The sequence below is a fragment of the Methylomonas subterranea genome, assembly GCF_024505185.1.
Lineage (GTDB): Bacteria > Pseudomonadota > Gammaproteobacteria > Methylococcales > Methylomonadaceae > Methylomonas > Methylomonas subterranea.
In genome coordinates, this window is the sequence record NZ_JANIBJ010000005.1 from 1 (window position 1) to 22,885 (window position 22,885).

Here is a 22,885-nt window from a genome sequence, read left to right on the forward strand (position 1 = left end):
GGGGGGAACAGTATGCGGGGACATTGGGGTCAGGTCTTGCAATCAAGCAAACATGATCTATCCTAACACCCATGGCAAGACCACTCAGATTAGAATTAGCGGGCGTTTTATATCACGTGACGTCGCGGGGGAATGCGCGGAACGCGATATACCTTGATGATGAAGACCGATTAAATTGGCTAGAATTGTTTAACGATGTTTGCGTCCGGTTTAATTGGATTTGCCACGCCTATTGTTTGATGAGCAATCATTACCATGTGGTTGTCGAGATGCTAGAAACTCGATAATGTGAGCGGATAGGATGTCGCCGTCAGGCGCATCTGTCGAGTGAGCCAACCCAAAGATCAGGCCGCCGAACTCTGCTTTCGGTGGCCTATCTTCCCACCCCGAAAATCCTGAGCCACGGCCGTACGGCGGATCAACTTTGCGCCGGGTTGTAGGGTGGATTCGCCGCTAGGCAATCTGCGCTTGCTTGCCGGCCAGGTGCCGTTAATACGTCCGCGTAGGCTAGCCGGCGGCATCCTTGCCGCCAAAACCTCGAAACCACCCGGCGTTTTGCTAGCGCGAAAACGCCCTACGGTCCTCGGCATCACAGCGCGTGCCTTTACGGCGTTTGATTCATCGGAAACTTCGAAAATGGTATGCAGTGGCGATCAAATCACCTGCATTATGCAATATACCGACCACAGCATCCGGACGCTTTACGATGCCGCCGGCCAAGCCCGTCAAATACAAGCCGTCGAAAAAGGCTTCATCAGTCTGCTGGCGGACCACATCGACCTGCCGTTCGTGCCTATGCAAAGCCTTTAATGCGACAATGGCTTGGCGGTTCTTAAAGTACTCGCAGAGCTGTGTCAATAAAAAAAGTGAACGCCAAGGAGTTTACGTTTAACGACAGATAGCCGATTAAAAAATCGGTATCAGGGAATAGATGCTTCAGATTTACTTCGAAAGATGACTTTTTACGTCATTGATTTAATTGGTCGGGACGGCGGGATTCGAACCCACGACCCCTTGTCCCCCAGACAAGTGCGCTACCAGGCTGCGCTACGCCCCGATTATTGTTTGAAATTGATTTTGTTGTAAGCAACAAAGAAGCGGCATTTTAACACATTATTCGACCAGTGTTACTTCAACAATTCCAAAATATCTTCAAGTTCGCCGATCATTTGATGAATCAGTTGCTTGGTGCGCAAGGAGTCTTCCTTGGCGTTGTCGCTGGATAGGTGGGCTCTGGCGCCACCAATGGTGTAGCCTTGTTCGTATAGTAGCGCCCGAATTTGACGAATCAGCAGTACGTCGTGGCGTTGGTAGTAACGGCGGTTGCCGCGGCGCTTGACCGGGCTCAGTTCGCTGAACTCCTGCTCCCAGTAACGCAGTACGTGCGGCTTTACGCCGCACAGTTCGCTGACTTCGCCAATGGTGAAATAGCGCTTGGCCGGTATGACCGGCAGTTCGTTGTTATTACTGGGTTCCAGCATAGGCTTCCACTCGGGCTTTTAATTTTTGACCGGTACGAAAGGTTACCACGCGGCGCGGGGTAATGGGGATTTCTTCGCCGGTTTTGGGGTTTCTGCCGGGTCGGCCGCTTTTATCGCGTAGTTCGAACTTTCCGAAACCGGAAATTTTGACCTGTTCGCCGCTTTCCAGTGAGTGTTTGATTTCTTCGAAAAAAAGCTCGACGATTTCCTTGGCCTCGCGTTTGTTCAGGCCTAAATCCTCGAAAAGTTTTTCCGCAATATCTGCTTTGGTTAATGCCACAATCCCACCTTTAATCCCTCAGTTTTGCATTTAATTCTGCTGCCATTTTTTCCAGCAACCTGCGAAATATAGCATCAATTTCAGAGTCGGTAAGTGTTTGGGTGAAATCTTGCAGGATCAGACTCAGCGCCACACTTTTGAAACCTTCTTCGATGCCCTTGCCTTGGTAAATGTCGAAAACATTTACCTCCCGAATCGTCGCTTCCCGGCTGTCGTTGATGCAGTTGACGATGTCTGACGCGCAAATCCCTTGTCTGACCAGCAGCGCCATATCGCGGCGAACGCTTGGAAATTTGGACAAAGCCGAGAACTTCGGTAGCGCGCGTTGCAGAACGGCATCTTGGGCAATTTCGAACAGGAATACAGGGCTGTCGAAACTCAATTGTTTTTCCAGGGTGGGATGCAACATGCCCAGCAAGCCTACCACGTTGGAGTCGGCATCGACGATTTCGGCGGTCTGGCCGGGATGTAAGGCGGGATGCCGGCCCGCTTTAAAGCGTAAGCCGCCGGCGGTCAGGCTGAGTAGGGCTTCGACATCGGCTTTGACGTCGAAAAAATCGACGTTTCTGGATTTTTCACCCCACTGTTCGGCGTATAAGCCACCCATGGCCAGACCGGCCAGCATTTTTTGCTGCCGGGTCTCGCCGTTTAGGCGCGCGAAACGCAAGCCCGATTCAAACAGGCGCACCCGGGTTTGCTGACGGTTGATATTGTATTGCGCCGCCCCCAACAGGCCGCACCAGAGGGTGGTGCGCATGACCGCCAATTCAGATGAAATCGGATTTTGCAGCCGGATAAACTCGTCGTCGGGCGCCACGGCGGTTTGCAGGGATTCATCGACGAAGCTATAGGTAATTGCTTCCTGATAGCCCCGGTCCACCAGGCAATCCTGTAGCCTATCCAGGCTTAAGCGGGTTTCCGGGGCCTTGCCCAGTTCCGTGCGCATCAACAGGCTGCTGCCGGGCAGGTTGTCGTAACCGACGATGCGGCCAATCTCTTCCAGCAAATCCGCCTCGATGGCGATATCGAAGCGCCAGCCAGGCGGGGTAATCTCCCAACCTTCGGCGTGCTCGGCCACGTGCATGCCCAGGCCTTGGAAAAGGCAGGCGATTTCGTCGCTGGACAACGTGATGCCCAGGATTTTTTCGATGCGTTGGCGGCGTAATTTAACTGGCGAGCGGGCAGGGAAGTGGCTTTTGCTAATGACTTCATTGACAGGGCCAACACTGCCGCCGGCAATTTCGACGATCAACTGAGTGGCGCGTTCGATGGCACGTCGTTGCAAGTTAAAGTCGACGCCGCGCTCGAAGCGGTGCGACGAGTCGGTGTGCAGGCCGAATTTGCGTGCCTTGCCGGCGATGCCGAGCGGGCTGAAGAAGGCGCATTCCAGGAAAATGTCGCTGGTATCGGCGGAAACCGCGCTGCTGTCGCCGCCCATGACCCCGGCCAGGGCCAGGGCTTGCTGTTGATCGGCGATTAGCAGGGCTTCGCCGTCCAGCTCTATGATTTGGTCGTTCAGCAGGCTCAGTTTTTCGCCGGGGCGGCTGCTTCTGACCACGATGGGGGCGGATAATTTAGCGGCATCGAAGGCATGCAAGGGTTGGCCGAGCTCCAACAGTACATAGTTGGTGACGTCCACCACCGGACTCAGGCTGCGGACTCCGCAACGGCGCAGGCGTTCTTGCATCCACAGCGGGGTGACGGCGGCTTGATTAATGTTCTTGATCAGGCGTCCGAAATAAACCGGGCAGGCATCCGGCGCTTCGACTTGTATGTCCAGGGCTTCCTGGTGGTCAACGGGGGTCTCCGAGATGGCGAGTGGCTGAAAAGCCAGCCGGTTCAATACGGCCACTTCGCGCGCCACGCCTTCAATACTGAGGCAGTCGGCGCGATTGGGGGTCAGGCCCAGCTCGATTACATTATCGTTCAGCAGCAAATAATCTCGTATGTCGCGGCCCACCGGCGCATCGGCTGGCAATTCCATCAGGCCGTCGGAACTGGCGGCCAGCCCCAGTTCCTTTTCCGAGCACAACATGCCGAAGGATAGTTCGCCGCGCAGTTTGGATTCCTTGATTTTGAAATCACCCGGTAAAACCGCGCCGATCAGGGCCGCGGGTATTTTTAAGCCGGGGCGCACGTTGCCGGCCCCGCAAACGATTTGTAAGGGTTCCGGCTGGCCGACATCGACCCGGCAGACCTTGAGTTTGTCGGCATTCGGGTGTTGTTCGGTGCTGACGACTTTGCCCACCACCACGCCGCTGAATTCGGCGGCTACCGGCTGCACGGCGTCGACTTCCAAGCCGGCCATGGTCAATTGCGCGACCAGTTGACCGGTATCTATGGGTGGATTGATCAGTTCCCTCAACCACGCTTCACTTACTTGCATGACTCAAACCACTCTTATCTAAACTGTTGTAAAAATTTAAGATCGTTTTCGAAAAACATTCTTAAATCGTTAATGCCGTATTTCATCATGGCCAGACGTTCGACACCTGTGCCGAAAGCGAAGCCGGAATAGCGTTCCGGGTCTATGCCGACCGAATTGAATACTTCCGGATGGATCATGCCGCAGCCGCCGACCTCCAGCCAGCCGGTTTGCTTGCAGACCCGGCAGCCTTGGCCGTCGCACATCACGCAGGAAACGTCGAATTCGGCGGAGGGTTCGGTAAACGGAAAATAAGACGGGCGGAAGCGCACCTGTACGTCTTTTTCGAAGAAGGCGCGCAAAAATTCGAAGATAACCCCTTTAAGGTCACCGAAGCTGACGTCGGTATCCACTAAAAAACCTTCCACCTGATGAAACATCGGCGAGTGGGTCATATCGGAATCGCAACGGTAAACCCGGCCGGGAGCGATGACTTTCAACGGCGGCTGGGAGGATTCCATGACGCGAATCTGCACTGGCGAGGTGTGGGTGCGCAATACCGTGTGGGCGTCGAAATAAAAGGTATCGTGCATCGCCCGGGCCGGGTGATGCGCTGGAATGTTCAAGGCGCCGAAGTTATGGTAATCGTCTTCGATTTCGGGACCTTCGGCGATGCTGAAGCCGGCATCGGCAAAAATCTTGGCGATTCGGCGCATGGTGATGGTGACGGGATGCAATCCGGCAATGGCTTGGCCTCTGCCCGGCAGCGTTACGTCGACGCATTCGCTGTTCAGGCGCGCTTGCAGCTGTTCGGATTCCAGAGTCAGCTTGCGGTTGTCCAGCGCGTCCTGGAAGCTGTTTTTGGCGGTATTGATGACTTGTCCAACGCTTTTGCGTTGTTCCGGGTCCATATTGCCCAGCTCCTTCATGTGCTGGGTGAACAAGCCTTTTTTGCCCAGATAATTAACCCTTACCAGATCCAGCTCGGCAAGGTCTTTTGCATGTGCAAGCGCTTGTAATGCCTGCGTAAGAATTTCTTCGATACTAGCCGACACGACGCAGCTCACTTTTTGAATTAGGAAGGGTGACACCCGAATAGATTTCCGTCGGCTATGCCGCTCGAAAAACTCCCCGCAAAAGCGGGGAGACGATCTTTATTTCATTTGCCGGCATGGGCCGGCGGCAACCCAGGCTGACTTAGGGTTTGCTTTGGTTGGCGATGGCCACTTTTGCGATTTCGGCGAAAGCGTCCATGTCGCGCACGGCCAAATCGGCCAATACTTTACGATCAATAGCCACGTTGGCTTTGTTCAAGCCATTGATCATGCGGCTGTAGGAAATGCCGCACAGACGGGCCGCCGCGTTGATACGCACGATCCACAGGGCGCGGAATTGACGTTTTTTCTGTTTGCGGTCGCGGTAGGCATATTGACCGGCCTTGATGACCGCCTGTTTGGCTACGCGATAAACCCTGCTACGGGCACCATAGTAACCCTTGGCCAGTTTTAAAATCTTTTTGTGTCTTGCTCTTGCGGTGACGCCGCGTTTAACTCTTGCCATGTTCTTCTCTCTTTAAAGGATGGTATCGATCAGCTGTAAGGCAGCATGCGTGCTACCAATGGCGTATCCGAAGGGTGAAGAATGGCTGTTTTACGCAACTGTCTTTTACGCTTGGTGGTTTTTTTGGTCAGAATATGACGCTTGTGCGATTGCTTGCACTTGAAACCGCCGGTACCGGTTTTCTTGAAGCGCTTGCCGGCGCCGCTATGGCTTTTCATTTTTGGCATTTGTTTTCTCCAATGATTAAAAATAAAGTCCCTGAGATAAAACCCAGTGAGGCAAAATGCTTGGCCCCATTGAATTTTTGGCGGACAAAAGCCGCCTCAACCGAATCGTTCCTGAGTCGGCAAACTGTTTTGCAAACAGTTAAAACTATTTTTTCTTTTTCGGTCCCATGACCATGACCATTTGCCGGCCTTCCAGCTTGGGGAATTGCTCGACGGCGGCGTATTCTTCCAGGTCGGTCTCGATTCGCTTCAACAAATCCATGCCCAATTCGCGGTGCGACATTTCCCGGCCCTTGAAGCGCACGGTAATTTTGGTCTTGTCGCCCTCGTTGAGGAACTTGATCAAACTGCGCAGCTTGACCTGATAGTCGCCTTCCTCGGTGCCGGGCCGAAATTTGATTTCCTTGATCTGGATTTGCTTCTGCTTTTTCTTGGCGGCTTGCAGTTTTTTGTTTTGCTCAAACTGGTATTTGCCGTAATCCATGACTTTGCAAACCGGGGGATCCGCATTGGGCGAAATTTCGACCAGATCCATGTTTGCATCATAGGCAAGTTGTAATGCTTCGTTGATTGAAACAACCCCGACTTGTTCACCTTCAGCGCCTATTAACCGTACCCGTCTGGCGGTGATTTCGGTGTTTAAGCGCGTTGCATCTTTTTTAGAGCTGATACCCTAATCCTCCAAGTTGTTATTATTTTCTGTCCGCAATCTCGGCATTCAAACGTTCGATCAACGCGCTAATTGCCAGACTTCCCAGGTCTTCACCCTGTTGGGTGCGGACGGATACTGTTTGATTATCCAGTTCTTTGTCACCAATAATCAAAAGATATGGCACACGCTGCATGGAATGCTCGCGGATTTTAAAGCCTATCTTCTCATTTCTCAAGTCAATTTTGCTTCTAAAGCCTTGTTTTTCCAGTTCTAGGCGGACTTTTTCGGCATATTCGGCCTGACGATCGGTGATATTCATGATCATTATCTGCACCGGGGCCAGCCATAAGGGGAAATTGCCGGCGTGCTGCTCGATCAAGATGCCGATGAAACGCTCCAGCGAACCCAGGATGGCGCGATGCAGCATCACCGGCACGTGTCTGGCGCTGTCTTCGCCGATATAGGAGGCGCCCAGGCGCTCCGGCATGGAGAAATCGACCTGAATGGTGCCGCATTGCCAGACCCGGCCGATGCAGTCTTTCAGGGAGAATTCGATTTTGGGGCCGTAAAATGCGCCTTCGCCGGGTTGCAACTGCCAATCCAGGCCTTTGGTATTCAAAGCCAGTTCCAGGGCGTTTTCGGCCTTGTCCCAAACACTGTCGTCGCCGACCCGGTTTTCCGGTCGGGTGGACAGTTTGATGATGACTTCCTCGAAACCGAAGTCTTTGTATACCTCGAACAGCAGGTCGATGAAGGTGGCTACTTCGGATTGAATCTGGTCTTCGGTGCAAAAAATATGCGCGTCATCCTGCACGAAATTGCGCACCCGCATCAGGCCGTGCAAGGTGCCGGAGGGTTCGTTGCGGTGGCAGGAGCCGAATTCGGCCAGTCGCACCGGCAGGTCGCGGTAACTTTTGATGCCTTGGTTGTAGATTTGGATGTGGCAGGGGCAGTTCATCGGTTTGACCGCGTAATCGCGGTTTTCCGAATTTGTGGTAAACATCATGGCGCTGAATTTGTCCCAGTGGCCGGATTTTTCCCACAGGCTACGGTCGACGATTTGCGGCGTTTTAACTTCGCCGTAGCCATTCACGCGCAGTTTTTCCCGCACGTATTGCTCGACTTGCTGATAAATTGTCCAGCCCTTGTCGTGCCAGAATACCATGCCGGGAGCCTCTTCCTGGGTATGAAACAGGTCCAAGGCCTTGCCGATCTTTCTATGATCGCGTTTTTCCGCTTCTTCCAGGCGGTGCAGATAAGCCGCCAATTCCTTGCCGTCGGTCCAGGCCGTGCCGTAAATGCGTTGCAGCATTTCATTGTTGGAATCGCCGCGCCAATAGGCGCCGGCGATTTTCATCAATTTGAAGGCTTTCAGTTTGCCGGTACTGGGTACGTGCGGGCCGCGGCACAGGTCGGTGAATTCGCCTTGGCTGTACAGGGACAGGTCTTCGTTGGCGGGGATGGAGGCGATGATTTCTGCTTTGTATTTTTCGCCCAGGCCCAGGAAAAAGTTAACAGCCTCGTCGCGCGACATCAGCGAGCGGCTGACCGGCAGATCTTGCGCCGCCAGTTCCAGCATTTTTCTTTCGATGTCGGCCAAGTCGTCCGGCGTGAATGAGCGCTCGAAGGCGATATCATAATAAAAGCCGTTTTCTATCACCGGGCCGATGGTGATCTGCGCGCTGGGAAACAGCTGTTTAACGGCCTGCGCCAACAGGTGGGCAGTGGAGTGGCGGATAATTTCCAGGCCCGCTTCATCCTTGCCGGTAATGATTTGCAAGCTGGCATCGGCATCGATCAAGGTGCCGGCGTCTACCAATTTGTCGTTGATTTTGCCGGCCAAAGTGGCTTTGGCTAAACCGGAACCGATGGATTTGGCAACGTCCATGACTGTTACCGCGTGGTCAAATTGACGCTGTGAACCGTCGGGAAGAGTAATTACAGGCATGTTCGATTCCGCAATAAAAAAAGCACCGGCTAGCGGTGCTTTAAATGTATGGTAGGCGCGAGTGGACTCGAACCACCGACCCCCACCATGTCAAGGTGGTGCTCTAACCAACTGAGCTACGCGCCTAAAGTCTGTCGTTCGAGCCGCACATTATATCGGCATTATTCCATTGTGCAAGCTATTTCTGCCGGAACAGCGGTTTTATTACACCAGGACCCGTTCGATGCCGCCGTTGGAGGCCTGCTTGATATAGTTTTTCATCCAGTCCTTACCCAAAACGTGCTTGGCGATTTCCACCACCACGTAATCGACTTCCAGTTGCTCGACCTCGCCTTGGTAACGTTGCAATCCCTGCATGCAGGAAGGGCAGGAGGTGAGCATTTTCATCGGACCGGAATAGCCATCGCCGCGCAGTTTTTCGGCATCGTTTTGCAATTCCTCGGCCTTGCGGAAGCGTACCTGGGTGGAAATGTCGGGACGGGCCACCGCCAGAGTGCCGGATTCGCCGCAGCAGCGGTCGGATTTGTTGACCTTGGCGCCGACCAGGCCGGACACGGTTTTCAGAGGGTCTTGCAGTTTCATCGGGCTGTGGCAAGGGTCGTGGTAGACGTATCTGTCGCCGCCCACGCCGTCGAGCTTGACGCCTTTTTCCAACAGGTATTCGTGAATGTCGATCAGGCGGCAACCGGGAAAAATTTTGTCGAATTCGTAATCCAGCAATTGATCCAGACAGGTGCCGCAGCTGACTACCACGGTTTTGATGTCCAGGTAATTCAGAGTGTTGGCGACCCGGTGAAACAATACCCGGTTATCGGTGGTGATATCGCGGGCCTTGTCGTCTTGGCCGGCGGCGCGTTGCGGATAACCGCAGCACAAATAGCCGGGCGGCAGGACCGTCTGCACGCCGATTTCGAACAGCATGGCCTGGGTGGCCAAGCCGACTTGCGAGAACAGCCGCTCGGAACCGCAGCCGGGGAAATAAAATACCGCCTCCGAATCGGTTTGAGTTTTATGCCGGTCGCGTATGATGGGCACAATCTGATCGCTTTCTATGCCCAGCAAGGCTCTGGCGGTTTTGCTGGGCAATTTGCCGGGCATTTTGCGGTTGGTGAAATGAATCACGTATTCGCGCATCTCCGGCTTGCCGGTCGAGGAGGGTGGATGCGCCAGTTGCGCCCGGCCCCAGGGGCGTAGAAAAAAACTGCCCAGCCGTTGCGCCTTGTACGACCACTCGATCAGCAGTTTGCGCATCAGTTTGACGCTGCCGGGACGTCCGGTGCTTAAAAAGGCAATGGCGGCGGTTTTGACCGGGTTGAAACTTTGCTTGCCCATTTTGCGCAGCAGGCTGCGCATATTCATTGAGACATCGCCGAAATCGATGTCCACCGGGCAGGGGTTGAAACATTTGTGGCAGACCGTGCAATGGTCGGCCACGTCTTCGAACTCCTTCCAATGGGTGATGGAAATGCCGCGGCGGGTCTGCTCCTCGTACAAGAAAGCTTCGATCAGCAATGAGGTGGCCAGGATTTTATTGCGCGGCGAGTACAGCAGATTGGCGTTGGGCACGTGGGTGGAACAAACCGGCTTGCATTTGCCGCAACGCAGGCAGTCCTTCACAGAATCGGAAATGGCGCCGATATCGCTTTGCTGCATGATCAGCGATTCGAAACCCATCAGGCTGAACGAGGTGGTGTAGGCGCTACGTAAATCAGCGCCCGGCATCAATTTGCCGCGATTGAAACGGCCATCCGGGTCCACCTGTTGTTTGTAGGCATGAAAGCCGGCCAGTTCTTCGCTGCTCAAAAACTCGTATTTGGTGATGCCTATGCCGTGTTCGCCGGAAATCACTCCGCCCAGGGAGCGCGCCAATTCCATGATGCGCGCCACGGCCTGATTGGCTTCCCGCAGCATTTCGTAGTGATCGGAATTGACCGGCAGGTTGGTATGCACGTTGCCGTCGCCGGCGTGCATGTGCAGGGCCACGAACACCCGGCCGCGCAAGATTTCCTTGTGCAGGGCTTCGATACGCTCGACGATGGGGCGGAAATTGTCGCCGGCGAAGATTTCCTTCAGGCGCGGCAGCAGTTCCTGTTTCCAGGACACCCTTAGCGAATGATCCTGCAGGCGATGGAACAGAGTAGGGTGGGCGGCGCGATTGCTCAATTCGCCGGCCTGAATGTCATGCTCCGCAAACAGCGCCTCGGCCCGAGCCAGCGGCAGGTCCAGATTGTCGTAAATCCATTGCCAGCGGGCTCTTATTTGCTGGATAGCGGATATCGCTTGCTGGCGGCGGTCGTAAATCAAGGCGGCTTTGTCGACGCCCTCTTCGTAGAAGCGCACCGGCAGGTCGCCCGCTAAAAAAACGCCGAGAGCGGCGCATAAGCGCAATTTGTTGCGCAGGGACAGTTCGATGTTGATGCGCTCTATGCCGTCGCAATAGTCGCCCATGCGCGGCAGGGGAATCACCACGTCTTCGTTGATCTTGAAGGCGTTGGTATGCTTGGCGATGGCGGCGGTGCGGGCCCGGTCCAGCCAGAATTTTTTGCGGGTTTCCGCGCTGACCGCAATAAAACCCTCGGCGCCGCGGGCGTTGCAGATGCGCACCACTTCCGAGGCGGCCCAGGCCACCTGACTGTCGTCGTCGCCGACAATGTCGCCGATCAAGACCATTTTGGGCCGGCCTTGTTGCTTGGCCTTGCTGGCGTAGCCGACGGCCTTCACATAGCGCTCGTCCAGATGCTCCAGGCCGGCCAGCATCACCCGGGTCGAGCCGGTTTTGGGCAGCGAAGCCAGATAATCCCGAATTTCCACGATGGACGGCACGGCTTCGCGCACCTGACCGTAAAATTCCAGGCAAAAGGTGCGGATGTGCGGCGGCATTTTGTGCAAAATCCAGCGCGCCGAGGTGATGATGCCGTCGCAGCCTTCTTTCTGGATGCCGGGCAGGCCGCCGAGGAATTTGTCGGTAACGTCCTTGCCCAATTCGCCCTTGCGGAAATCCGAACCGGACATGACCAGCTGTTGTTCGGCCTGCAGGGTTTGCCGTTTGGCGTCGTAATATTTCAGATTGAAAACCACTCGCTCCTGGTCGTGAATCTTGCCCAGGTTATGGTTGAAACGCTCGACTTCCAGCCAGTTGCCGTCCGGGGTGACCATGCGCCAGGACAGCAGATTATCCAGCGCCGTGCCCCACAGCACGGCCTTTTTGCCGCCGGCATTCATGGCGATATTACCGCCCACGCAGGAGGCGTCGGCCGAAGTCGGGTCGCAGGCGAATACCAGGCCGGCGTAGTCCGCCACGTCCATGACCCGCCGGGTTACCACGCCGGCGCCGGTATGAATGGTGGCATAGCTTTGTTGCAGGCCCGGCGGGCGGCTGTCGGTTTCGACCCTGCCTATTTCCACCAATTTTTCGGTATTGATCACCGCCGAGTAAGGTGTCAGCGGAACCGCGCCGCCGGTGTAGCCCGTGCCGCCGCCGCGCGGAATGATAGTCAGGCCCAGTTTGATGCAGTCGCGCACCATGTGGCCGACTTCGTCTTCGCTGTTGGGATAAAGCACCACGAACGGATATTCCACCCGCCAGTCGGTGGCGTCGGTGACATGGGAGACGCGGGCGAAGCCGTCGAAGCGAATGTTGTCCTTGCGGGTGTGTTTGGAGAGCAAATGCTGGGCTTTGCGGCGCATCTCGCGGGTGCGGTCGAAGTGGGCGGCAAAGCTGTCAACCGCTCGGCGCGCCGCCTCTATCAGGGACATGACCCGGCGGGCGCGGTCGGGATTTTCGGCTTCGTGTTCCGCGTAACGTTTTTCCATTTGCCGCAAGCGGTGGCGCAAGGCGTCCAGCAAGGCGCGGCGGCGCTTGGCGTTGTCGAGCAGGTCGTCTTCCAGATAGGGATTGCGCCGAACAGCCCAAATGTCGCCCAGCACTTCAAACAGCATGCGGGCGGAACGGCCGGTGATGCGCTCGTCGCGCAACGATTCAAGCACCCGCCAATGCTGTTCGCCCAGCAGGCGGATGACGATTTCCCGGTCGGAAAAAGAGGTGTAGTTGTATGGAATTTCGCGGAGCCTGGCCGGCGCCGTATCGGTAAACAACGGAGAAAATGCGTGATCCACTGACATCCTGGTTAATGGCGTGGTTAAAGGAAGCCTGATTGTATCACCCGCCGTTAGCCGGAAATACCTTAAACAGCGGAATGAAATGTTTTGCGATTGGGGGTTGAGTGGGGGATGCCTCGAGAATTTTCCATGGGGCTAAACAAAAACGCCGGCATCGAGCCGGCGTTTTTGATCGGAGCTGAAGGCTTTGGTTTTAGCCTTGTTTTCTGAAGCGTTGAACGCCGAAACCGAACAGACCGATGCCAAGCAATGCGATTGAGCCTGGTTCTGGCAGGTCTTCATCGCACAAAGCAGGGTTGGTTAGACAGCTTGGAACTGTCTTGTCGCTGGTTCTGGCGTACAAGGCGTTATGTGACAGACCTTGTTGCACGACCAAATCGAATGAGCCGGTCGTGGATGTGGGGGTGCTCGTCAACAGAAAGTCATTAAAGAAAAAGTAAGCTATGCCTGCGCCGCCGTTGGAGGATTGGGTGCTGCCAGCCTTGAAGGAAAATACCAAGTCGATGTATAGCGGCAGGTTAGGCAGAGCGGCGCCATTTGTGTCAGCCCAGCTGAAGGTGAAGGTATCGACATTTGCGCCAACGTTAACACCCGTCAGGGTGAGTTGAATCGAGTTAAAAATGCCGGTTTGAGGTGATGTGTTAAATACTTCGGTAAAGCTTCCGCTGCCGTAAGTGCTGCTGCTAAAAGTTGGCAGTGCTGCTGTATTCAAGGTGTTCAACTCTACTGCAGGAGAGCCAAATGTGGTGTAGCCATAACATGCGTCGGCGTTAATTGTCGGATTTGTGCCTAATGACACTTCAGTTACCGCGCAGCTAGTTGCGTGGGCGGTATTGATGCCCGTGCCGGCCAGCATGAGTAATGATGATGCCAAGATGATTTTGTTCATTTTTCCTCTCCCATAAATTGATGAACTGATGGAAATTAAAAGGCATTATCTGTGCCAACAGTTGCGCAATTTTAAGAGAAATTTTGTAAATTATTGAATATCAGTGAGTATTCATTTAAGTCCGAAACGGGGTTGTACGTCTTTACAGGCTTTCACCAAGCAAAACGGGGAAAAATAGGCTGGGCGTTTGCCAAGCTAAAACCCACGTGTAAAAATTTATGACATGCCGATGAAAAGCTGCGCGGTCGAGAGCCGGTCGGGAGCCCGGGGACGGTCGAAAATCGCGCTGCAAATCGACCGGCGCTTAATTCTACTTTGTCAGATTCTTAAAGGAATTCGTCATTCCGGCGGGGATTGCCGGAATCCAGGCTATGGGCCGAAGCCTGCCTCCATGGTGCTGGGTACCCGCTTCCAGGCGGACATGACGGCGGTTTTTAAATGTGACAAAGTAGAATTAAAGATTCATCTCAAGCATTCTGAGCTTTAAATCTTCCCAGGCATTGATACTGCCGGCGGTTCCGAGATTCAGATCGATAGAACGTAGTTTGGCCAGCCACAAACCGCTGCCGTTAAAGCTGTATACCGGTTCCAGGTCCCGGCGTTCGTCGGCGGAGCGGATGTCGGGCTTGATATTGTCCAGTACCAAGGGCACTGCCGCCGGCGATTCATAATATGTCAGCACCATATGGGCTTGATTCAGTTCCAGCGCCTTGACGTAGGTTATTCTAAGTTTGCTGTCGTCAACGCCCATTTCCAGCAGGGTAAAGTATTTGGCTATGGAAAAATCCTCGCAATCGCCCGCTCCCTTGATGATGAATTCAAAAGGCGTGGCCCAGTAATCCTGGGCTTTCCAGAGTACCTTGTCGTCAACAAACAGACTGGTTTGGTTGAAAAAGTCGTTGCTCAGGCGGAGCTTTTCCAGTTCCGTTGCGTTTTTGCCTTGTTCGATGAGTTCTTGCCAGTCCACAAAGCGTTGGCGGGTGGAGAGGCCGTGAGTTTGCTCGATGTTGTCCAGCAAGGCCGGGGTAAAGCGCAGTCCCACAGTTAGGCTAGGTTCCGGAGTGTGTTGTTGGTAGAGGGTCAGGCAGGTGTAAAATATTCCGACAGTCAGCAAGGAAAGCAGTAGTTTGTTAGCGACTGACACCCATGATCCCTATCTTGTGCAAGGCCTGATGATCCTCATCGGCCAGTATGTTTTCAGCCAGCACGCTTATGCCGAGTAATTTGCTCATCTCGAGCACGGTCGTGACGAATTCCAGTTTTTGCGGCGATTTGCCGATGCCGTTGCCGATATCGCGCGCCAGGCGGATAAAGTCCGGTTTTAGTTGTTTGTTGATGCTCGGCGGCAGCGATTGGGGTTCGAAGCGTTTGATCATGACGCGTCCGCCCCATTGATGCAGACTGTAAAAAAAGCTGACATGGGCGTTGACATCTTTACCGACGGCGTAGGCGGAAAAGCCAAATACCAGCTGTCTGGTTGCGGCCCGGTTTTGTTTGGTCAGCGCTTCCAGCCAGGCCATGAATTCGGCGTTTTTGATGGAGCGGCTGGAGACGTTGACCGCCAGGGCGTGTTCGATGCCGGACTGCTGAATGTAATCCAATACTTTCAATATCACGCCCTTGTCAAAGTCGATGATCTTGGCGTATTTCTCCGCAATCGAAATAAAAGGGCCTATGGCGATGGGCTGGCCTTGCCTGTCGTGCGCCTGGGAAATGGCTTCTTCCATGATGATGCGGCCGCTGTTTGGCGCAAGGATGGGATTGGTATACGCGACGGTGTAGTTGGAACTGTCGACGCATTCGAATACCAGCGATTTCCAGGCCGCAATATCCCGTGCGATATGCTGGCCCGCGAGATTGATGTGGTAGCTGTTGGGACCGATCAAGCTGGCCTGTTCGTAGGCTTCCTGCGCCGCAATCTTTATGCTGTCGGCCGATTCCAGCGGATTTATCTGGCAGGCGCCGATATGAGCCAGGTCGGCTTTGTCGAATTGTCGGCCCAGTTCCAGCATGTCCCTGCTCAAGGCTTCGCAGACTGTTTTTATCTTTTCTACGTCGTCGGTTTCGATCAGCAGGGCAAATTCGCCGCCGTATAGCCGATAGGCTTTGATCCGGGAGGCGTCGGCCGCTTCGGCTGGCCGCCGTATCAGGCCGGCAAACTCTTGCAGTAAGCGGTCTATGGTATCGCTGCCTTGCTCCTTGATCAGTTCGGGTAGGCTGTCGACTTTTATCAGCAACAGAAACGCCGGGGTATGTAGGCCGAGCAGATGCGTTATGTCGGAATCGAGCAAGGATTTGGTATACAGCCCGGTCAGCGGATCGCGTAACAGTTTTTCCGCGCTGATTTCCAGTTTGTCGCGCAGCGATTGAATGGTGTCCTGGATTTTTTGCGACATGCTGTTCATGGTGAGGGCGAGTTCCTTGACGTCGCTGGTCCAGGGCAGTTTTTCCAGTTTTTCGAAATGACCCTCGGCGATTCTTTTGGCTTGATGCCCCATGCTTTTCAGGGAAGCAAGCGTCAAGCGCAACAGTAGCGTGAGTGTCAGTATGGAAACGATCAAGGCGGCCAGTGAGTAGGAAAGCGAGGTCTTGGCCTGTTGATACAGCGCGCTATAGGCGTAGGCGGGGTTGACGCTGACATAGATGGTGCCGCTGATGGTCCAGCCGGAGCTGATTTCGCTTTGGGCGACGGCCGGCGATATGGGCAGCAGGGCAATGAACCAGTCGGGCACGCCGGCGGCTCGCCGGGTGTTGTTCAGCGAAATCAATTCGCTGCCGCCCGCATCCAGCAGGCGGATTTGTTGGTAGTAGCCCATATCGAAGACGGCGCTGACCATGGCCTGAATAATGGGGTCGCGAGGGGATTTCATGTAGGGACTGATGGATAAGCCGAGCGATGTGGCTGTGTCTTGGGCGTGGTTTAAGGATTCGTTTTCCAGATACGTCTTGCTGTTATTGATGCTTAGCGCCAGATTGACGCCGAATATCAGCATGAATAACGCGGAAACCAGAATGAGCAGTTGTTTTGATAAAGACATAGCGGACTTAATGAATGGGTTGTATTTTAAGCGCTGTAGGCTGACCGGACCTGGCGAATAGCATTAAAATCGAATTAAAACCGCTTTGTCGTGCCTTGCGGCTGACGAGGCTTAATGCGAGGTGCTTAGGTATCGCAGGATGGTATCGCGTATGCGCTGTCTTTCCTGCTCGTCGTTTAGCGGCTGATTGTTCTGGTCCGTTACATAAAACATATCCTCGGCCCGGCTGCCGATGGTGGTGATTTTGGCGTCGTGCAGTTTTATGTTGAGTTCGATGAAGGCGCGGCCTATGGTGGATAAAAGCCCCGCGCGGTCGGTGGTGATCAGCTCTATGGTCGTGTGTTTGCCGGACGGGTTGTCCAGAAAGGTCACGCTGGTTTCGATCGGAAAATGCCGGGCCTGTCTGGATTGTTTGTGTATGTTTTTCGACAGGCTGGCTTTTTTGTTGATCAAGCCTTGTCGCAAGGTGTCGCAGATATGGATTTCCCGGTACAAATCGTTGATGGCTTCGCCAGACTGTTCCAGTACCTGAAAGCTGTTTAAGATGTATTGGTCTTCGGTAGTGATGATGCGGGCATCCAGAATGGTCAGGCCCAGGTGATCAAGGGTGGCCGTGCAGATCGAAAATATCTGCGCTTCATCGCGGGCGTAGACAAATATTTCGGCGCTGCCGCGTTGGGTTTGCGGGCGAAGCAAAACCAGCGGCAGTTCCCGTTCGTTGGATGCGGCAATGGCAATGGTGTGCCAGGCGATTTCGTCGGCGGAATAGCGCAGAAAGTAATCGTCGCTCAAATGTTGCCAAGACTTGGAAATGGCGCTTTCGGCTATGCCGAGTTTAAGCAGTTCGCGCTTGGCTTCCTGTTGGGTTTCCTTGATGCGTTCCGAGCGGGCGACCGGATTTTGCAGGCCGCGGTGCAAGGCTCGGTGCGTGGCGATATACAGATCTTTCAGCAGGGCATCCTTCCAGGCGTTCCATAAACTTGGATTGGTGGCCCGAATGTCGGCCACGGTCAACAGGTACAGATAGTTCAGGTATTCGATGCTGCCGACCTGCAGGGCGAAAGTGTGAATTACGTCCGGGTCGCTGATGTCCTTGCGCTGCGCGGTCATCGACATCAATAAGTGATGGCGAACCAGCCAGGTTATTAGTTTGCTGTCCTGTCCCGACAGGTCGTGTTGTCGGCAAAAATCCAGGGCGATGTTTTCGCCCAGCGTCGAGTGGTCGCCGCCGCGCCCCTTGGCGATGTCGTGGAACAAGGCGGCGATATACAGCACGTCGGGTTTTGGAGTCAGCAGGAAAATGTTGTTGCAGAACGGCAATTCCTTGCTGTGTTTATCCAGGGCAAAGCGTCTGAGATTTCTGATTACAAACAAGGTGTGTTCGTCCACGGTGTAAATGTGAAACAAATCGTACTGCATGCGGGCCACGATGTTGGCGAAATCCGGCAGGTATGCGGCCAGCACGCCGTAGCGGTTCATGCGTTTGAGCTGATGGGTGATACCGCGCGGCTGCCGCAGTATTTCTATAAACAGGCGGTTAGCCTGTTTGTTGCGGCGGAATTGGTCGTCTATCAACGCCAGGCTTTTGCGAATCAGTCTGATGGTGCCGGCTCTGATGCCTTTCAGCGAGGGCGACTGCTGCAGCAGGAGAAATATTTCCAGTAGCGCCAGCGGGTGATTTTGAAATACGTCTTCGCGGCTGACTTCCAGATAACCGGCTATGGATGAGAAATTGGCGGTGATGGGGCTGGGGGTCAGTGCTTCCTGATTGTTGATCAGGCGTTCGTTGAGCAGTTGCAGCAGCATTTCGTTGAGTCGTTCGATGTCCACGACGGTTTTAAAGAAAAACTGCATGAATTGTTCGACATCCGGATTGCCGTGCTGGTCCGTGTAACCGAATAATTCCGCCATTTCGCGCTGGTGGTCGAACAGTAGACGGTCTTCGCAACGGTTGGTCAGGCAATGCAGCGCAAAACGCAGGCGCCACAATATGTCGCGGGCGGCTACCAGATTGTCGTATTCGGCGCGGGGCAGAAAGCCGTAATTGATCAGCTCGCGCAAGGATTGGGCATTGTAATGGTGCTTGAAAACCCAGCCTATGACTTGTATGTCTCTTAAGCCGCCCGGCCCTTCCTTGATATTGGGTTCCAGATTGTAGGCGGTGTCATGGAATTTGCCGTAGCGCTGTTCCTGTTCGCTCATTTTGGCCAGGAAAAACTTTTCCGAAGACCAAAGCTGGGTGTTGATAATTTGTTTGGCAAGGGTTTCGAATAAATCCCGGTTACCGCTGATCAGGCGCATTTCCAGCAAGCTGGTGAAAATGGTTTGATCCTGCAGGGCAAAGGCCACGCATTCGTTGGTAAAGCAGGTTCTCAGGCCGGGCTTTAGGCCGATGTCCCACAAGAAGTTGCTGAACGCCGATAGTCCGTCCTGGATTTTGTCGGTAAAGGCCTGATTCAATACAATCAGAATGTCGATGTCGGAATGGGGGAACAATTCGCCGCGCCCGTAGCCGCCGGTGGCAATCAGGGCCTGATGGGCGGCTTCGTCGGCTAAAAAGTGCGTCCAGCAGGCGGATAACAGGCTGTCGATAAAACGGGCTTTTTCGCCGAGCAGGTCGGCGGGCGATTGGGCGGGCGTAAATCGTTGTTTTAACCGCGCATTCTCGCCGGCGATAGCGACTTTAAAGGCCGAAATCGGGTTGGTTTCCGCAAAGGCTTCGGCGAATAAATATTCGGTCACCGTTCTTCCTGGCGCAAGGTCAGAATTTCGTATCCGGAATCGGTTACCAGAATGGTGTGTTCCCACTGCGCCGACAAGCTGCGATCCTTGGTGACGGCGGTCCAGCCGTCGGACAGGATTTTCATGTGCCGTTTGCCGATATTGATCATGGGTTCTATGGTAAAAATCATGCCCGGCTCGATCACGGCGCCCTCGCCGCGCTTGCCGAAATGCATGACATGCGGATCTTCGTGGAATTTCTTGCCGATGCCGTGGCCGCAAAATTCCCGCACTACCGAGTAGCGGTTGTTTTCCGCGTGTTGTTGAATGGCGTGGCCTATATCGCCGAAATGGGCGCCGGGCTTGACTTGCTCTATGCCGAGAAACAGGCATTGGCGGGTGATTTCCACCAGGCGTTTTGCGTGGGGGCTGACGTCGCCGACACAGAACATCTTGCTGGTGTCGCCATGGTAATCATCCTTGATGACGGTAATGTCGATATTGACAATGTCGCCGTTTTTGAGCTTTTTGTCGCTGGGGATGCCGTGGCAGATCTGATAATTGATCGATGTGCATATGGATTTCGGAAAGCCGCGGTAGTTGAGCGGAGCCGGAATCGCCCGTTGTTCGTTGACTATGTAGTCGTGGCAGATTTGATCCAGTTCGTCGGTACTGATGCCCACGACTACGTGCGGGGCAATCATTTCCAATACATCGGCGGCCAATCTGCCGGCGATGCGCATTTTTTCAATTTCTTCCGCTGTTTTTATGACAATGCTCATCAGAGAGTCTGAGGTTTATTGATGGACGATGGGGGTAAATAACGGCCGTCGCGGCGGCGTTTTCAGGGGAGTCTAACAGAGTTGCTATTGTTGTGAAATTGTAATCGTGGTATAAAGTGAAGTTCACCATGTTTAATACTCACGTCTGTCGACACGATTGATGGGGTGCTTGTTGCAATGGAAACATTGAAACGGGTCATCAGTCGGGACAGTGCGGAGGCGTAACCCAAAGCCGAATCATTCGGCAAATCTTAGGAGAAATAAATGGCAGCAGTGTCAATGCGTCAAATGTTGGAAGCCGGTGTGCATTTCGGACACCAAACCCGTTACTGGAATCCGAAAATGGCTTCCTACCTGTTCGGTGCCCGTAACAAGATCCATATCATCGATTTGGAGCAAACGCTCCCAATGTTCAACGACGCCATGAATTACCTGGGTCAGATGACCGCCAACAAGGGCAGCATCCTGTTTGTCGGCACCAAAAAAGCAGCGCGCAAGGCGGTGGCCGAAGAAGCCAAGCGTTGCGGCATGCCTTACGTCAACCATCGCTGGTTGGGCGGTATGTTGACCAACTTCAAAACCATCAAAAAATCCATCAACCGTCTGAAAGAGCTGGAAGCGATGAAGGCCGACGGCACCCTATACCAACGTTTCAGCAAAAAAGAAGCCTTGGGCATGGAGCGTGAACTGGAAAAGCTGGAACGCAGCCTGGGCGGTATCAAGGACATGCGCGGCACGCCCGATGCGATTTTCGTCCTGGATGTGGGCTATGAGAAAAACGCCATCATGGAAGCCAAAAAATTGGGTATTCCCGTGATCGGTGTGGTTGATTCCAACAACTCGCCCGACAATGTCGATTATGTGATTCCGGGCAACGACGATTCGATTCGCGCGGTGACGCTGTATTGCCAAAGCGCCGCGGCAGCTGTTCTGGAAGCCAAGGCCCTGCGTATGGACGCAGGCTCAAAGTCGGATGATTTCGTCGAGGAAGTTGCAGCGGAAGCGTAAGTTTTTGCAGTCCGGTCTTTTGGACCGGGCGCGCCGGGAGCCGATTTTCGTCGGCTCCGGATTTCGGTTTTTTAAACGCCTCCTTTGTGAGGCGTTTTTTTAGTTAATAATCTTGAGGAAAAAGTAATGAATATTAGTGCGGCGATGGTTAAGGAACTGCGTGAACGTACGGGTTCCGGCATGATGGAATGCAAAAAAGCCTTGGTTGAAGCTAATGGCGATATGGAACTGGCCATCGAGAATATGCGGAAGGCAGGTCTGGCCAAGGCCGATAAAAAATCCGGCCGTATCGCGGCCGAAGGCGTGATCGGTGTAAAAGTCTCCGCCGACGGTAAAACCGTGGTGATGGCGGACGTAAACTGCGAGACCGACTTCGTGGCGAAAGGCGACGATTTCAGCGGTTTTGTCAATGACGTAGTCAGTGGCTTGCTGACAGCCGATGTCGAAAGCGATGAACAATTGCAAGCCCTGGTGCTGGCAAACGGACAAAGCGTGGACGAAACCCGCCGGGCCTTGATTGCCAAATTGGGTGAAAACATCACCGTCAGACGCTTTGAAAAGTTTGCTACCGTCGATGGCGGTCAAGCCTGCTACCTGCACGGCAGCAAAATCGGCGTTATCGTGGAGTTGGCGAAAGCCGATGCCGAGTTGGGCAAGGACGTCGCCATGCACATTGCGGCCAGCAAGCCGATGTGCGTTTCCGCTGATCAGGTTGCGCCCGAATCCATCGAAAAAGAGAAGGAAATTTTCCTGGCGCAGCAAGAGGAAAAAATCAAGGGCAAACCGGCGGATATCGTCGAAAAAATGGTTTCCGGCCGCATCAATAAATTCCTGGCTGAAGTGACTCTGCAAGGGCAAGCCTTTATCAAAGACGATAGCAAGACCGTTGCCCAGTTGTTGAAAGAAAAAGATAATTCGGTGTTACGCTTTGCCCGTTTCGAAGTGGGCGAAGGTATCGAGAAGAAAGAAGAAGATTTTGCCGCCGAAGTCATGGCGCAGGTAAGAGGTTAACCTCTCCTGGAAAACCCGGTGAAAACCGGGTTTTTTCTGCGCGGAATTGCTTGCTTTAACCCTTCAACCCAGGATACTTCGATTATGAGTCAGATCATTTGTCAGAGAATTTTACTTAAATTAAGCGGTGAAGCGTTGATGAGCGAACAAGGGGGCAGTATAGACCCCGAGATCGTGCAGCGCCTGGCGCAAGAAGTCAAAGACTTATGCGACGCCGGAATTCAAGTAGGCTTGGTGATAGGCGGCGGCAATATTTTGCGCGGCTCCGAAAAAGCTTCCGATGGCCTTAACCGGGTAACCAGCGATCAAATGGGCATGTTGGCCACCGTCATCAATGCATTGGCCATGCAGGATGCCCTGGAATACTTGGGTCAACCCGTGCGGGTCATGACGGCGCTAAAAATCAATCAGGTGTGCGAAGATTATATCCGCCGCCGCGCGGTTCGCCATTTGGAAAAAGGCCGGGTGACCATTTTCGCCGCCGGTACCGGCAATCCGTTTTTCACCACCGATACCGCCGCCAGTCTGCGCGCCATCGAAATCGATGCCGAATTGATGATCAAGGCCACCAAGGTCAAGGGGGTCTATTCGGCCGATCCTAACAAAGTGGCCGACGCGGTGTTTTATCCACGCCTGACCTATGACGAAGCCATCGATCAACGGCTGAATGTGATGGATACCACGGCCTTGGTGCTGTGCCGGGACAACAACCTGCCGATGCGGGTAATGAATGTTTTCGAGCCGGGAGCAGTCATGCGCTTGATGCGCGGCGAGGACATCGGCTCTCTAATTGTGAGGAAATAG

Annotated in this window: 19 protein-coding genes and 2 tRNA genes; 5 read left to right on the plus strand and 16 right to left on the minus strand. The window is 54.0% G+C overall.

Annotation, left to right across the window (positions count from 1 at the left end; genetic code table 11):
• The first annotated feature begins 71 nt into the window (after positions 1–71).
• Both NP590_RS03635 and NP590_RS03640 read left to right on the plus strand, forming a co-directional pair.
• Positions 72–287, plus strand: coding sequence for a transposase (locus NP590_RS03635; RefSeq protein ID WP_256600872.1), 216 nt, complete (start codon positions 72–74; stop codon positions 285–287).
• Between the two features lie 382 nt (positions 288–669).
• The gene (locus tag NP590_RS03640) at positions 670–810 is read left to right on the plus strand and encodes a hypothetical protein (protein ID WP_256600874.1); all 141 of its coding nucleotides are present in this window, start codon (positions 670–672) and stop codon (positions 808–810) included.
• A 170-nt stretch (positions 811–980) separates the two neighbouring features.
• Here the strand turns inward: NP590_RS03640 and NP590_RS03645 are convergent.
• From NP590_RS03645 to map, 16 genes are all read right to left on the minus strand, one after another.
• Positions 981–1,057: transfer RNA gene (locus NP590_RS03645), tRNA-Pro, on the minus strand.
• A gap of 70 nt (positions 1,058–1,127) precedes the next feature.
• Entirely contained in the window at positions 1,128–1,481 is a 354-nt protein-coding gene (locus NP590_RS03650; protein WP_013818383.1) for a MerR family transcriptional regulator, read from the minus strand.
• Positions 1,465–1,761 carry an integration host factor subunit alpha gene (gene ihfA, locus NP590_RS03655; RefSeq protein ID WP_443192664.1) on the minus strand — a complete coding sequence of 99 codons (297 nt, stop codon included), beginning with the start codon at positions 1,759–1,761 and terminating at the stop codon, positions 1,465–1,467. Before ihfA ends, NP590_RS03650 begins: the two co-directional genes overlap by 17 nt.
• Before the next feature lie 10 nt (positions 1,762–1,771).
• Positions 1,772–4,147, minus strand: coding sequence for a phenylalanine--tRNA ligase subunit beta (gene pheT / locus NP590_RS03660; protein WP_256600877.1), 2,376 nt, complete (start codon positions 4,145–4,147; stop codon positions 1,772–1,774).
• Between the two features lie 14 nt (positions 4,148–4,161).
• Positions 4,162–5,181, minus strand: coding sequence for a phenylalanine--tRNA ligase subunit alpha (pheS, locus tag NP590_RS03665; RefSeq protein WP_256600878.1), 1,020 nt, complete (start codon positions 5,179–5,181; stop codon positions 4,162–4,164).
• Between the two features lie 142 nt (positions 5,182–5,323).
• Entirely contained in the window at positions 5,324–5,686 is a 363-nt protein-coding gene (gene rplT / locus NP590_RS03670; RefSeq protein ID WP_256600879.1) for a 50S ribosomal protein L20, read from the minus strand.
• Positions 5,687–5,715: 29 nt separating this feature from the next.
• Complete coding sequence (gene rpmI, locus NP590_RS03675; RefSeq protein WP_256600880.1) at positions 5,716–5,913, minus strand: 50S ribosomal protein L35; 198 nt, start codon at positions 5,911–5,913, stop codon at positions 5,716–5,718.
• A gap of 145 nt (positions 5,914–6,058) precedes the next feature.
• Entirely contained in the window at positions 6,059–6,583 is a 525-nt protein-coding gene (infC, locus tag NP590_RS03680; protein ID WP_256601020.1) for a translation initiation factor IF-3, read from the minus strand.
• A gap of 22 nt (positions 6,584–6,605) precedes the next feature.
• Positions 6,606–8,513, minus strand: coding sequence for a threonine--tRNA ligase (gene thrS, locus NP590_RS03685; protein ID WP_256600881.1), 1,908 nt, complete (start codon positions 8,511–8,513; stop codon positions 6,606–6,608).
• Between the two features lie 49 nt (positions 8,514–8,562).
• Positions 8,563–8,639 (minus strand) — tRNA-Val (locus tag NP590_RS03690).
• 78 nt (positions 8,640–8,717) lie between these two features.
• Positions 8,718–12,635 carry a DUF3683 domain-containing protein gene (locus tag NP590_RS03695; protein ID WP_256600882.1) on the minus strand — a complete coding sequence of 1,306 codons (3,918 nt, stop codon included), beginning with the start codon at positions 12,633–12,635 and terminating at the stop codon, positions 8,718–8,720.
• 190 nt (positions 12,636–12,825) lie between these two features.
• The gene (locus NP590_RS03700; protein WP_256600883.1) at positions 12,826–13,521 is read right to left on the minus strand and encodes a PEP-CTERM sorting domain-containing protein; all 696 of its coding nucleotides are present in this window, start codon (positions 13,519–13,521) and stop codon (positions 12,826–12,828) included.
• A 454-nt stretch (positions 13,522–13,975) separates the two neighbouring features.
• On the minus strand, positions 13,976–14,665 hold the full coding sequence (locus tag NP590_RS03705) for a transglutaminase-like cysteine peptidase (RefSeq protein WP_256600884.1): 690 nt from the start codon (positions 14,663–14,665) through the stop codon (positions 13,976–13,978).
• Positions 14,652–16,559 (minus strand): bifunctional diguanylate cyclase/phosphodiesterase, encoded by a 1,908-nt coding sequence (locus tag NP590_RS03710; RefSeq protein ID WP_256600885.1) that lies wholly within the window; start codon positions 16,557–16,559, stop codon positions 14,652–14,654. The genes NP590_RS03705 and NP590_RS03710 overlap by 14 nt, the downstream gene beginning before the upstream one ends.
• Before the next feature lie 111 nt (positions 16,560–16,670).
• Entirely contained in the window at positions 16,671–19,301 is a 2,631-nt protein-coding gene (gene glnD / locus NP590_RS03715; RefSeq protein WP_256600886.1) for a [protein-PII] uridylyltransferase, read from the minus strand.
• Positions 19,298–20,062 carry a type I methionyl aminopeptidase gene (gene map, locus NP590_RS03720; RefSeq protein ID WP_256600887.1) on the minus strand — a complete coding sequence of 255 codons (765 nt, stop codon included), beginning with the start codon at positions 20,060–20,062 and terminating at the stop codon, positions 19,298–19,300. Before map ends, glnD begins: the two co-directional genes overlap by 4 nt.
• A 264-nt stretch (positions 20,063–20,326) precedes the next feature.
• Here map and rpsB point away from each other — a divergent pair, with 264 nt between their 5' ends.
• The 3 genes from rpsB (at position 20,327) to pyrH (ending at position 22,885) form a co-directional block, all read left to right on the plus strand.
• A complete protein-coding gene (gene rpsB, locus NP590_RS03725) occupies positions 20,327–21,070 on the plus strand; it encodes a 30S ribosomal protein S2 (protein ID WP_256600888.1) in 744 nt (247 codons plus the stop codon).
• Between the two features lie 126 nt (positions 21,071–21,196).
• Positions 21,197–22,081, plus strand: coding sequence for a translation elongation factor Ts (gene tsf, locus NP590_RS03730; RefSeq protein WP_256600889.1), 885 nt, complete (start codon positions 21,197–21,199; stop codon positions 22,079–22,081).
• 84 nt (positions 22,082–22,165) lie between these two features.
• Positions 22,166–22,885, plus strand: a complete 720-nt coding sequence (pyrH, locus tag NP590_RS03735; protein WP_256600890.1) for a UMP kinase — start codon at positions 22,166–22,168, stop codon at positions 22,883–22,885.

Coding starts and splice junctions, on each gene's coding strand:
- rplT (WP_256600879.1), bottom strand. CDS start 5,686: ATGGCAAGAGTTAAACGCGGCGTCACCGCAAGAGCAAGACACAAAAAG.
- NP590_RS03635 (WP_256600872.1), top strand. CDS start 72: ATGGCAAGACCACTCAGATTAGAATTAGCGGGCGTTTTATATCACGTG.
- map (WP_256600887.1), bottom strand. CDS start 20,062: ATGAGCATTGTCATAAAAACAGCGGAAGAAATTGAAAAAATGCGCATC.
- NP590_RS03710 (WP_256600885.1), bottom strand. CDS start 16,559: ATGTCTTTATCAAAACAACTGCTCATTCTGGTTTCCGCGTTATTCATG.
- rpsB (WP_256600888.1), top strand. CDS start 20,327: ATGGCAGCAGTGTCAATGCGTCAAATGTTGGAAGCCGGTGTGCATTTC.
- NP590_RS03650 (WP_013818383.1), bottom strand. CDS start 1,481: ATGCTGGAACCCAGTAATAACAACGAACTGCCGGTCATACCGGCCAAG.
- NP590_RS03695 (WP_256600882.1), bottom strand. CDS start 12,635: ATGTCAGTGGATCACGCATTTTCTCCGTTGTTTACCGATACGGCGCCG.
- NP590_RS03700 (WP_256600883.1), bottom strand. CDS start 13,521: ATGAACAAAATCATCTTGGCATCATCATTACTCATGCTGGCCGGCACG.
- thrS (WP_256600881.1), bottom strand. CDS start 8,513: ATGCCTGTAATTACTCTTCCCGACGGTTCACAGCGTCAATTTGACCAC.
- pyrH (WP_256600890.1), top strand. CDS start 22,166: ATGAGTCAGATCATTTGTCAGAGAATTTTACTTAAATTAAGCGGTGAA.
- rpmI (WP_256600880.1), bottom strand. CDS start 5,913: ATGCCAAAAATGAAAAGCCATAGCGGCGCCGGCAAGCGCTTCAAGAAA.
- tsf (WP_256600889.1), top strand. CDS start 21,197: ATGAATATTAGTGCGGCGATGGTTAAGGAACTGCGTGAACGTACGGGT.
- pheT (WP_256600877.1), bottom strand. CDS start 4,147: ATGCAAGTAAGTGAAGCGTGGTTGAGGGAACTGATCAATCCACCCATA.
- NP590_RS03640 (WP_256600874.1), top strand. CDS start 670: ATGCAATATACCGACCACAGCATCCGGACGCTTTACGATGCCGCCGGC.